This window comes from Citrobacter sp. wls718, assembly GCF_005280945.1.
Taxonomy (GTDB): Bacteria; Pseudomonadota; Gammaproteobacteria; order Enterobacterales; family Enterobacteriaceae; genus Citrobacter; species Citrobacter gillenii.
In genome coordinates this window covers 63,437-75,317 of sequence record NZ_SZWV01000079.1, presented here as the reverse complement: position 1 = coordinate 75,317, position 11,881 = coordinate 63,437, and the positions used below count along the sequence as shown (strand labels likewise).

Below are 11,881 nucleotides of genomic sequence, written 5' to 3'. Positions count from 1 at the left end.
GGCTAACGCCTTATCCGGCCTACAGGTAGCCCTATCCCTTGTTACAACCGTACTGAATCAATATGCCAGATGTTCTCGGCGTACTCTTTGATGGTTCTGTCCGATGAGAAGTAGCCCATGTTGGCGATGTTAATCATTGCCTTGGTGGTCCACTGCTCCGGCTCGCGGTACAGTTCATCCACCTTGTCCTGACAGTCGACATAGCTACGATAGTCCGCCAGCACCTGATAGTGGTCACCGAAGTTGATCAGCGAATCCACCAGATCGCGATAGCGCCCCGGCTCTTCAGGACTGAAGACCCCGCTGCCAATTTGCGTCAGCACCTGATGCAGCTCCTCATCTTTCTCGTAATACTCGCGCGGCTTGTAACCTTTGCTACGCAAGGCCTCCACCTCTTCTGCGGTATTCCCGAAGATAAAGATATTCTCCGCACCCACATGCTCCAGCATCTCGACGTTGGCTCCGTCCAGCGTACCGATGGTCAACGCACCGTTCAGCGCAAATTTCATGTTACTGGTCCCGGAGGCTTCGGTCCCGGCCAGTGAAATCTGCTCAGACAGGTCGGCGGCAGGAATGATCACCTGCGCCAGACTGACGCTGTAGTTCGGGATGAACACCACCTTCAGCTTGTCGCCAATCTGCGGATCGTTGTTGATCACTTTTGCCACATCGTTGATCAAATGGATGATGTGCTTCGCCATGTAATAGGCCGACGCGGCCTTACCGGCGAAGATATTCACGCGCGGCACCCACTCGGCGTCAGGATCGGCCTTGATGCGGTTGTAGCGGGTGATCACATGCAGCACGTTCATCAGCTGGCGTTTGTACTCATGAATACGCTTGATCTGCACGTCAAACAGCGATTTCGGATTCACCACCACGTTAAGCTGCTGGGCGATAAGCGTCGCCAGACGCTTTTTATTCTCCAGCTTCGCACGGCGTATGGCCTGGTTCACCAGAGGGTAATCACAATGCTGTTCCAGCTCGCTAAGTTGGCTGAGATCGGTTCGCCAGGTACGGCCAATGTTCTCATCCAGTACCTCAGAAAGCGGCGGGTTGGCCAGCGCCAGCCAGCGGCGCGGCGTCACGCCGTTGGTGACGTTGCAAAAACGCGTCGGGAAGATTTTCGCAAAATCAGCAAACAGCGACTGCACCATCAGGTTGGAGTGCAGCTCAGACACGCCGTTTACTTTATGGCTGACCACCACCGCCAGCCACGCCATACGCACGCGGCGGCCGTTGGACTCATCAATGATCGAGGTACGTCCCAGCAGGCCGGTATCGTTCGGATACTGCTCCTGCAACGTCTTCAGGAAGTAGTCGTTAATCTCAAAGATGATTTGCAGATGGCGCGGCAGGATCTTGCCCAGCATATCCACCGGCCAGGTTTCCAGTGCTTCGCTCATCAGCGTGTGGTTGGTGTACGAGAACACCTGGCAGCAGACCTCAAACGCATCGTCCCAGCTAAACTTGTGCTCATCAATCAGCAGGCGCATCAGCTCAGGGATCGACAACACCGGGTGGGTATCGTTGAGGTGAATGGCGATTTTATCCGCCAGGTTGTCGTAGGTTTTGTGCAGCTGATAATGGCGGCTCAAAATATCCTGGATCGTCGAGGAGACCAGGAAGTACTCCTGGCGCAGACGCAGCTCGCGCCCGGAATAGGTGGAGTCATCCGGATACAGTACGCGGGAGACGTTCTCAGAGTGGTTTTTATCTTCCACCGCCGCAAAGTAGTCGCCCTGGTTAAATTTACCGAGGTTGATTGCGCTACTGGCCTGAGCATTCCACAGGCGCAGCGTATTGGTCGCGTCAGTGTCGTAGCCCGGGATAATCTGGTCGTATGCTACCGCGAGGATCTCTTCGGTCTCGACCCAGCGCATCTTCTTGCCTTCCATCTGAACACGGCCACCAAAGCGCACCTTGTAGCGCGTATTGTGGCGTTTGAACTCCCACGGGTTACCGTATTCCAGCCAGTAGTCCGGCGACTCTTTCTGTCGGCCATCAACAATATTCTGCTTGAACATGCCGTAGTCGTAGCGAATACCGTAGCCGCGGCCCGGCAGGCCTAACGTCGCCAGCGAGTCGAGGAAGCAGGCTGCCAGACGCCCGAGGCCGCCGTTACCGAGGCCGGGGTCATTTTCTTCGTCGATCAGATCTTCGAGATCCAACCCCATGCCTTCCAGCGCATTTTTGACATCGTCATAAATTCCCAACGATAACAGTGCATTGGAAAGCGTGCGGCCAATCAGAAACTCCATTGACAGGTAATAGACTTGGCGAGTTTCCTGAGATAATTGCGCACGATTAGAACGCAGCCAGCGCTCCACGAGGCGATCGCGCACCGCGAACAACGTGGCGTTCAGCCACTCATGTTTGTTGGCAATAACCGGATCTTTGCCAATCGTGAACATCAGCTTGTAGGCGATAGAATGCTTAAGAGCCTCTACGCTGAGTGTGGGCGATGCATAACTAAATGGAGCATTCATATAGGTGATTCCTGGATATCTATTTCAAGCGATAGTAAAGCTCACGGTAGGATTTCGCCGCGACTTGCCAGCTAAAATCCATGGCCATTGCCTGACGTTGTACAAACCGCCAGAGCGAAGGGCGCGACCACAACACGAAAGCACGCCGGATTGCCCGCAACAGCGACCAGGCATTACTATCTTCAAATACAAACCCACTGGCGATACCGTCCGCCAGGTTTTCCAGCGAACTGTCGGATACCGTATCAGCCAGCCCACCGGTACGCCGCACCAGCGGTAGCGTACCGTACTTCAGTCCATACAATTGTGTTAAGCCACACGGCTCAAAGCGACTGGGCACCAGAATAACGTCAGCCCCGCCCATAATGCGGTGCGAGAAGGCCTCATGATAGCCAATCTGTACACCCACCTGGCCCGGATGCTCTGCCGCTGCCGCAAGGAAACCTTCCTGCAACACCGGATCGCCCGCACCCAGTAACGCTAACTGTCCGCCCTGCTCCAGTAAACCGGGCAGCGCTTCCAGCACCAGATCCAGCCCTTTCTGGCTGGTCAGGCGGCTCACGACTGCAAAAAGCGGCACTTTGTCGTTAACCTTAAGCCCCATCGCAATCTGCAGTTCACGCTTGTTCTCGGCTTTGTCTTCAAGCGAGTCACGCGTGTAGCGCGATGCCAGCAGCAGGTCCGTTTCCGGACTCCAGATGTTTTCATCAACGCCGTTCAGCACGCCGGAAAGACGTCCTTCACGATGACGCTGCTGCAACAATCCCTCCATCCCATAGGCAAATTGCGCCTCGGTGATTTCCCGCGCGTAGGTCGGGCTAACCGCCGTAATATGGTCGGCGTAGTACAACCCCGCCTTCAGGAAAGAAATCTGCCCGTTGAACTCCAGTCCATGCACATTAAAGAATGACCATGGCAATTGGATGTCATCCATATGCTTTGCATAAAACATGCCTTGATAGGCCAGGTTGTGCACGGTAAACACCGATTTCGCCGGGTGGCCGCGTGCCGCCAGATACGCCGGGGCCAGACCTGCATGCCAGTCGTGCGCATGCACCACATCCGGGCGCCAGAATGGATCAAGCCCGCAGGCCATTTCGCATCCCACCCAGCCGAGCAGCGCAAAGCGCAGGACGTTATCAGAGTAAGCAAACAGGTTAGTATCGTGATACGGGCTGCCGGGACGGTCGTAGAGGTGCGGCGCGTCAATCAGGTAAATACCGACGCCGTTGTAATGGCCGAACAGCAGCGTGATACGTCCGGCAAAGGTATCGCGCCGCGTCACGACCTGCGCATCAGGAATGCCGCGACGGATATCCGGAAACGCCGGGAGCACGACGCGGGCATCCACGCCATCGGCAATTTGCGCGGCCGGCAACGCGCCAAGAACATCTGCCAGTCCCCCGGTTTTTAACAGGGGGAACATCTCTGAACATACGTGTAAAACCTGCATTATCGCTCCTGTTTGATCTGCAGTTTGCGCAGCATTTCACGCGTGACCAGCACAATACCTTCCTCTGAACGGTAGAAACGACGTGCATCTTCTTCCGCGTTTTCACCAATCACCATGCCTTCAGGGATGACGCAGGCACGGTCAACGATGCAGCGGCGTAAGCGGCATGAACGCCCGACCCACACTTCAGGTAACAACACTGCCGAATCAATGTTACAGAAAGAATTCACCCGCACCCGCGGGAACAGAACAGACTGCACCACCACCGAACCGGAAATAATACAGCCGCCAGAGACCAGCGAGTTCAGCGTCATGCCGTGGCTACCGGAGCGGTCCTGCACAAACTTCGCCGGCGGCAGTGATTCCATGTGTGTGCGAATCGGCCAGTCCTGATCGTACATATCCAGTTCCGGGGTAACCGACGCCAGATCGAGGTTAGCCTTCCAGTAGGCTTCCAGCGTCCCAACGTCACGCCAGTACGGCTCGGATTCCGGGTCTGACTGTACGCAGGATTTAGGGAATGGATGTGCATAAGCCATGCCAGCTGCGGTAATTTTCGGGATGATATCTTTGCCAAAGTCATGGCTGGAGTTTTCATCGAGATCATCTTCTTCAAGTAGTTCATACAGATAATCGGCGTTGAAAACATAGATCCCCATACTGGCAAGGGATCGGGTCGGATCGTTTGGCATAGCCGGTGGATTCGCCGGTTTTTCCACGAATTCGATGATTTTGTCGCTGTCGTCGACGTCCATGACGCCAAAGGCGCTGGCTTCCTCAATCGGCACCGGCATACAGGCCACGGTGCAGCGTGCGCCTTTTTCGACATGGTCGATCAGCATGCGCGAATAGTCCTGTTTGTAGATATGATCGCCCGCGAGGATCACCACATATTCCGCTTTATAGCGTCGAATGATGTCCAGGTTTTGGGTGACCGCATCTGCCGTACCGCGATACCAATTTTCACCCTGCATTCTTTGCTGGGCAGGCAGCAGATCGACAAACTCGTTCATCTCTTCACTGAAGAACGACCAGCCGCGCTGAATATGCTGCACCAGCGTGTGGGACTGGTACTGGGTGATCACGCCAATACGGCGGATCCCGGAGTTAATGCAGTTGGATAAAGCAAAATCGATAATGCGGAACTTACCGCCAAAGTGCACGGCAGGCTTAGCACGTTTGTTGGTTAAATCTTTCAGGCGGGTACCACGACCACCGGCCAGGATTAGGGCAACAGATTTTAATGGCAGCTGGCGCGCCAACATTACACGATCGTTCTTCTCTAAACTCACCATGACTAACTCCTTTTTTATCATCTTTGGAACACACACAGTCCGTGCGCAGGTCCCTGCCAGACAGCCGTAATAACCGGATTATCCTCTCCGGCAAATGGAGGAACGGCATGCCATTCCCCTTCAGGTAAAACGATATCTGTCACCTCAAGCGTGGCGTTTATCACGATCAGAAAACGGTCTGAAAGCAGGATCTGCATCTGCCTCGGGCCGTTTTGCCACTCATCCGCACTTAAGGGTTGTGCGTATCGGTTCAGCCAACGCACATTGCCGTCGCCCTCTTCCCACCAGCGATCGTCTGTTAAGGCAGGGATCTGCTGGCGAAGATGAATCAACGCGGCGGTGAATGTGGTTAGCCCGCTGTTTGCCTGCTGCCAGTCCAGCCAGGTTAAGGCGTTATCCTGGCAGTAAGCGTTATTGTTACCGTGCTGGCTATGACCATGTTCATCTCCCGCCAGCAACATCGGTGTACCCTGAGAAAGCAGCAACGTCGTCAACAGGGCATGCTTGCTGTCGCGTCGCCGTTCAATCAGGTCCAGCGTGCCGCCTAATCCTTCTTTACCATGATTGTCGCTGTAGTTATTGCTAGTGCCGTCGCGATTTTCCTCACCATTCGCTTCATTGTGCTTATTTGTGAAGCACACACAGTCACGCAGCGTAAAACCATCGTGCGCCGTCACCAGATTGACCGATGCGCTGGGTTTGCGACCAGGGTGTTTAAACATGTCGCTGGAAGCCGCAAAACGTCCGGCAAACTCCCCAAGGGGCAGATTACGCTGGAGCCAGAAGCGTCGACTTGCATCGCGGAAATGGTCATTCCACTCAGCAAACGGCGGGGGAAAATTCCCAACCTGATACCCGCCTTCACCGATATCCCACGGCTCCGCAATCAGCTTAACGCCTGAAAGCAGCGGGCAGTTTTGGATTGCGGTAAATAGCGGCGCATCCTGACGAAACGCAGGCGTACGCCCCATGACGGATGCTAAATCAAAACGAAAACCGTCCACATGGCAGGTTTCCACCCAATAGCGCAGGCATTCGCACGCATACTCCACGACACCGGGATGGCTCAGGTTGAGGGTGTTCCCACAGCCGGTCCAGTTGTAGTAATCACCATCGTCCCTGATCCAATAATAGCTACGGTTATCAATTCCGCGCAGGGAGAAGACCGGCCCTTCAAGATCCAGCTCAGCGCTGTGGTTCAAAACGATATCGAGAATGACCTCAATCCCCGCTTTGTGTAGCGCTTTGACGGCATCGCGAAACTCATCCAGCGCGTGTTCAGGTGAGCAGGCATAGGCCGGATGCAGTGCAAACATGGCTACCGGGTTGTAGCCCCAGTAGTTCGACAGCCCCAGCCGCTGCAGTCGCGGCTCGCTGGTGAAATGCACCACGGGCAGCAGTTCCAGCGCAGTAATGCCGAGACGCTTGAAATAGTCGATCATCACCGGATGACCGAGCGCTTTGTAAGTGCCGCGAATCTGTTGCGGAATGTCCGGGTGCAGATACGTCAGCCCTTTAACATGCGCTTCGTAGATAACGGTATTGCCCCACGGCGTGCGCGGCGGGGCATCGTCTTCCCAGTCATAATGGTCTGACACCACCACGCTTTTCAGGGCAATCGCCGCGTTATCGTGATGATCCGGTTCGTTCATTCCACCGTGCAGCAGCGGGTTATCTTTTAACTCGCCGTCGACCCGGCGCGCACAGGGGTCAATCAGCAGTTTCGCCGGGTTAAAACGGTGTCCCTGCTGCGGCTGCCACGGACCATGTACGCGGTAACCGTAGCGCAAACCGGGCCGGGCATCGGCCAGATAGCCGTGCCAGACATCACCGCTACGCCCCGGCAAATCATAGCGATGCTCACAGCCTTGCTCATCGAATATGCACAGTTCGACGCGCTCGGCATGCGCCGAAAAAAGGGTGAAATTAACGCCATGGCCGTCATACGTTGCACCATGGGGGGTGGCATTGCCGGTTGCCAGTTGTGTCATCACCCCTCCCGCATCAGCCAAATCGTGGCCAGCGGCGGCAACGTCAGGCTCAGTGAATGCTGGCGACCGTGGCTGGCAATTTCATCGCTTTGTACTGCGCCGCCGTTGCCGGTATTGCTACCGTGGTAATGCATCGAGTCTGTGTTGAGGATTTCTCGCCATTTGCCCGGTTGATTGATGCCAAAGCGGTAGCCGTGGCGAGGTACCGGCGTAAAGTTGCTGGCAACGATAATTTCATTACCGGCTTTATCACGACGAACAAAAATCAGCACCGACCGTTCGTTGTCATCGACCACCAGCCATTCAAAACCATAGCCGTCAAAGTCGAGTTCATGCAGCGCTTTGTGATGACGATAAGTGTGGTTCAGGTCGCGCACCAGACGCTGTACGCCGTGATGCCAGTTATCCCCCCCCTCCAGCAGATGCCAGTCGAGGCTGGCGTCGTGGTTCCATTCACGGCCCTGGGCAAACTCATTACCCATAAACAGCAGCTTCTTACCCGGGAAGGCCCACATCCAGCCATAGTAGGCGCGCAGGTTGGCAAACTTCTGCCACGCATCGCCCGGCATGCGGTCGAGGATCGATTTCTTACCGTGCACCACTTCATCGTGTGACAGCGGCAGCACAAAGTTCTCGGTGTAGTTGTACAGCATGCCGAAGGTCAGCTTATCGTGATGGTGCTGGCGATAAACCGGGTCCAGCTTCATGTAGTCCAGCGTGTCGTGCATCCAGCCGAGGTTCCACTTGTACCAGAAACCTAAGCCGCCCATGTCCTGCGGTCTTGATACACCGGCAAAGTCGGTCGACTCTTCCGCCATACTCACCGCGCCCGGTACCTGTTCGCCAAGAATACGGTTGGTATTACGCAAAAATTCGATGGCTTCGAGGTTCTCACGCCCACCGAATTCGTTCGGGATCCACTCGCCGTCTTTGCGGCTGTAATCGCGGTAAATCATCGACGCCACGGCATCCACGCGCAGCGCGTCAATGCCAAAGCGCTCAATCCAGTACAGGGCGTTACCCACCAGATAATTACTGACTTCACGGCGACCGTAGTTGTAGATCAGCGTGTTCCAGTCCTGGTGATAGCCTTCGCGCGGGTCGCTATGCTCATACAAGCTGGTACCGTCAAACTGAGCCAGGCCGAAGTCATCCGACGGGAAGTGACCGGGTACCCAGTCGAGGATCACGTTCAGCCCCGCCTGATGCGCGGCATTCACAAAATAGCGGAAGTCATCGCGCGTGCCGAAGCGTCGGGTCGGCGCATACATGCCGGTCGGCTGATAGCCCCAACTGCCGTCAAACGGGTGCTCGCTAACCGGCAACAGCTCAATATGGGTAAAGCCCATCCACTTCACATAGGGGATCAGTTGATCCGCCAGTTCGCGATAGCTCAGCCAGAAGTTGTTGTCCGTATGGCGACGCCACGAGCCCAGATGCACTTCGTAGATAGAGATCGGCGCATCAAACTGGTTGGCTTTTTTGCGTTCCTCCGTTTGCACCACTTTTTCGGGCAAACCGCAGATCACCGACGCCGTTTCCGGACGCATTTGCGCTTCAAAGGCATACGGGTCGGCTTTAACACGCAAATGACCGTTGGCATCGATCATCTCGTATTTGTACAGCTGCCCCTGCTGTGCACCGGGGATAAACAGCTCCCAGATTCCGCTCTCTTTGCGCAGGCGCATCGGGTGGCGGCGACCATCCCAGTAGTTGAACTGCCCTACTACCGAAACGCGTCGTGCGTTCGGTGCCCAGACGGAAAATCGCGTGCCGGTCACGCCATCCATGGTATCCGCATGTGCGCCCAGCGTTTCGTACGGGCGCAGATGCGTCCCTTCGGACAACAGCCAGGCGTCCATATCCTGAATAAGCGGGCCAAAACGGTAAGGGTCATCGATCAGATTCTGCTGTCCATGCCAGACAACAGCCAGCTGATAGCGAAAGAAATTTTTACGGCGGGGAATTACAGCACAGAAAAAACCGCGAGGGTCGAGGCAATCCAGCTTGCCGACTTTGCGTCCGGTTTTTGGTTCGATCACCCACACTTCGGTGGCGTCAGGTAAAAGAGCACGGACTTCAAGCCCGGCGTCAGTTTGGTGCATACCGAGTACGGAAAAAGGATCCGCAAAATGGCCTGCAATTAGCGCATTAATCACGTCTCTATCGATACGAACGGACATGGTTGTCATCCTGTTTTATGGTGTCACCCCTTCCAACTGATTTTCGACATCAGGTAGTGACACTTTTTTTGACCTGAACGACGCAGCACAATTGTGCATCCTCTCTGCGTCGTCCCACCTTCAGGCAACAACTTAATACCTCCGGTATTAAGTCACTCTTAAAGAATAGCCAATGCTTTATCTTACTCCCGGTAAAAATGAAACATCTGCGCTTACTCCTGTATTACGCAAAAAAAAGGGCGACTCAGCACCCAATGTTTAAACACGGTCTGTGTCTGCCGGATGGCGATATGCTTATCCGGCAGTCCCGCATTACGCCAGCTGACGCAGCATCCGGCGCAATGGTTCCGCAGCACCCCAGAGCAGCTGATCGCCCACGGTAAAGGCTGACAGGAACTCCGGCCCCATATTCAGCTTACGCAGACGACCGACTGGCGTGGTCAACGTACCGGTAACGGCCGCTGGGGTTAACTCACGCATGGTGATATCCCGATCGTTTGGCACCACTTTCGCCCACGGATTGTGCGCGGCCAGCAGTTCTTCCACGGTCGGAATCGACACATCTTTTTTCAGTTTAATCGTGAACGCCTGGCTGTGGCAGCGCAGTGCGCCGACGCGCACGCACAGACCATCTACCGGGATCACGGAAGACGTGTTAAGAATTTTGTTGGTTTCCGCCTGCCCTTTCCACTCTTCGCGGCTCTGGCCGTTATCGAGCTGTTTGTCGATCCACGGAATCAGGCTCCCGGCCAGCGGGACGCCAAAGTTATCAACCGGCAGGGAGCCGCTACGGGACAGGGTTGTCACTTTACGTTCGATATCGAGGATAGCAGAAGAAGGGGTCGCCAGTTCATCGGCCACATGGCTATACAGATGGCCCATCTGCGACAGCAGTTCACGCATATGACGCGCGCCGCCGCCGGAAGCCGCCTGGTAGGTCGCCACGGACACCCAGTCCACCAGATCGTTGGCGAACAGACCGCCGAGTGACATCAGCATCAGGCTAACGGTGCAGTTACCGCCGACAAACGTCTTGATGCCGTTGTTCAGACCATCGGTGATCACATTCTGGTTAACCGGATCGAGAATAATGATGGCATCGTCTTTCATGCGCAGTGAAGAGGCCGCGTCAATCCAGTAACCCTGCCAACCGCTTTCACGAAGCTTTGGATAGATTTCGTTGGTATAATCGCCGCCCTGACAGGTCACAATAATGTCGAGCGCCTTCAGCGCATCGAGATCAAATGCATCCTGAAGCATGCCGGTGGAGGTCGCACCAAACGTCGGTGCCGCCTGCCCAAGCTGGGAAGTAGAAAAGAAAACAGGGCGAATGGCGTCGAAGTCGCGTTCTTCTACCATGCGTTGCATGAGTACAGAGCCGACCATACCGCGCCAGCCGATAAAACCAACATTTTTCATAGCGTTTTTTTCCTGCAGAGATGTGTGCTGTGTATGTACGCCATTATCCTGTGACGTATCCTTCACCATACAAAAAGCAGCCAAAGTCGCAAGTGAAATTAATCAATGATAGCGAAGCCATCAGTAATGCGACTTATCCCGCTGCGCTCGCAAGCAGAAAGTCCGCGGTAATTATCAGGGAATTTGAGTTATGAATGAAATCATTTCAGCGGCAGTTTTATTGATCCTGATTATGGATCCGCTCGGAAATCTGCCCATTTTCATGTCCGTATTGAAACATACTGAACCGAAACGCCGTCGCGCAATTATGATTCGCGAGCTGTTTATTGCGCTGCTGGTGATGCTGATATTCCTGTTTGCGGGCGAGAAAATTCTGGCATTTCTTAACCTGCGCGCGGAAACCGTGTCGATTTCCGGGGGCATCATTTTGTTCCTGATCGCCATCAAGATGATTTTCCCCAGCGCCACCGGTAACAGCACCGGACTGCCCGCAGGCGAAGAGCCGTTTATCGTTCCACTGGCCATTCCGCTGGTGGCGGGCCCCACCATCCTGGCGTCGTTGATGCTGTTGTCGCATCAGTACCCGAATCAGATGGGACATCTGGTGATTGCCCTGCTGATCGCCTGGGGCGGAACGTTTGTGATTTTATTGCAGTCGTCGCTGTTCCTGCGCCTGCTGGGTGAGAAAGGGGTTAACGCGCTTGAGCGCCTGATGGGGCTGATTCTGGTGATGATGGCAACCCAGATGTTCCTCGATGGCGTACGGATGTGGATGAAGGGGTGACGCACTCATATTACGCCGGGTGGCGGCTTCGCCTGACCCGGCCTACGATGTGGATGTGTGCTCGTTTGTAGGCCCGGTAAGCGCAAGCGCCACCGGGCAACCGTTTTGAAGCTGGAGAGCATGGCATTTCAGAGAACGATTCCGTTCACGTTATGTTCATTGCTTCTCTGAGATCTCGTCACCGGTGAACGTGTTAAGGGGGCTACGCAACCCCCTTAACAATCCCGGCTCTCCGGCAGGAAAATCGCCGCTTCGCGGTTCCCTCCA

At 55.1% G+C, this 11,881-nt stretch carries 7 protein-coding genes; 1 reads left to right on the top strand and 6 read right to left on the bottom strand.

Translation table 11 applies throughout. The features are described from left to right. Positions 1-41: 41 nt before the first annotated feature. The 6 genes from glgP to asd all read right to left on the bottom strand — a co-directional run bounded on the left by glgP (position 42) and on the right by asd (position 10,830). Complete coding sequence (gene glgP, locus FDW95_RS15915; protein ID WP_115257289.1) at positions 42-2,489, bottom strand: glycogen phosphorylase; 2,448 nt, start codon at positions 2,487-2,489, stop codon at positions 42-44. A 19-nt stretch (positions 2,490-2,508) separates the two neighbouring features. Next, on the bottom strand, positions 2,509-3,942 hold the full coding sequence (gene glgA, locus FDW95_RS15910; protein ID WP_115257288.1) for a glycogen synthase GlgA: 1,434 nt from the start codon (positions 3,940-3,942) through the stop codon (positions 2,509-2,511). After that, positions 3,942-5,237 (bottom strand): glucose-1-phosphate adenylyltransferase, encoded by a 1,296-nt coding sequence (gene glgC, locus FDW95_RS15905; protein WP_115257287.1) that lies wholly within the window; start codon positions 5,235-5,237, stop codon positions 3,942-3,944. The genes glgA and glgC overlap by 1 nt, the downstream gene beginning before the upstream one ends. A 17-nt stretch (positions 5,238-5,254) precedes the next feature. Further along, a complete protein-coding gene (glgX, locus tag FDW95_RS15900; protein ID WP_115257286.1) occupies positions 5,255-7,228 on the bottom strand; it encodes a glycogen debranching protein GlgX in 1,974 nt (657 codons plus the stop codon). Beyond that, positions 7,228-9,411: a 1,4-alpha-glucan branching enzyme gene (gene glgB / locus FDW95_RS15895; RefSeq protein ID WP_115257285.1), complete on the bottom strand. Its 2,184-nt coding sequence runs from the start codon at positions 9,409-9,411 to the stop codon at positions 7,228-7,230. Before glgB ends, glgX begins: the two co-directional genes overlap by 1 nt. Positions 9,412-9,723: 312 nt before the next feature. Continuing rightward, positions 9,724-10,830, bottom strand: a complete 1,107-nt coding sequence (gene asd / locus FDW95_RS15885; protein ID WP_096759248.1) for an aspartate-semialdehyde dehydrogenase — start codon at positions 10,828-10,830, stop codon at positions 9,724-9,726. Positions 10,831-11,020: 190 nt separating this feature from the next. Here asd and yhgN point away from each other — a divergent pair, with 190 nt between their 5' ends. Then, positions 11,021-11,614, top strand: a complete 594-nt coding sequence (yhgN, locus tag FDW95_RS15880) for an NAAT family transporter YhgN (protein WP_003023480.1) — start codon at positions 11,021-11,023, stop codon at positions 11,612-11,614. Positions 11,615-11,881 lie beyond the last annotated feature (267 nt).

What these genes read in the sequence shown, in the direction of transcription:
- glgP (WP_115257289.1), bottom strand. Translation starts at nt 2,489, where the DNA reads ATGAATGCTCCATTTAGTTATGCATCGCCCACACTCAGCGTAGAGGCT.
- glgA (WP_115257288.1), bottom strand. Translation starts at nt 3,942, where the DNA reads ATGCAGGTTTTACACGTATGTTCAGAGATGTTCCCCCTGTTAAAAACC.
- glgC (WP_115257287.1), bottom strand. Translation starts at nt 5,237, where the DNA reads ATGGTGAGTTTAGAGAAGAACGATCGTGTAATGTTGGCGCGCCAGCTG.
- glgX (WP_115257286.1), bottom strand. Translation starts at nt 7,228, where the DNA reads ATGACACAACTGGCAACCGGCAATGCCACCCCCCATGGTGCAACGTAT.
- glgB (WP_115257285.1), bottom strand. Translation starts at nt 9,411, where the DNA reads ATGTCCGTTCGTATCGATAGAGACGTGATTAATGCGCTAATTGCAGGC.
- asd (WP_096759248.1), bottom strand. Translation starts at nt 10,830, where the DNA reads ATGAAAAATGTTGGTTTTATCGGCTGGCGCGGTATGGTCGGCTCTGTA.
- yhgN (WP_003023480.1), top strand. Translation starts at nt 11,021, where the DNA reads ATGAATGAAATCATTTCAGCGGCAGTTTTATTGATCCTGATTATGGAT.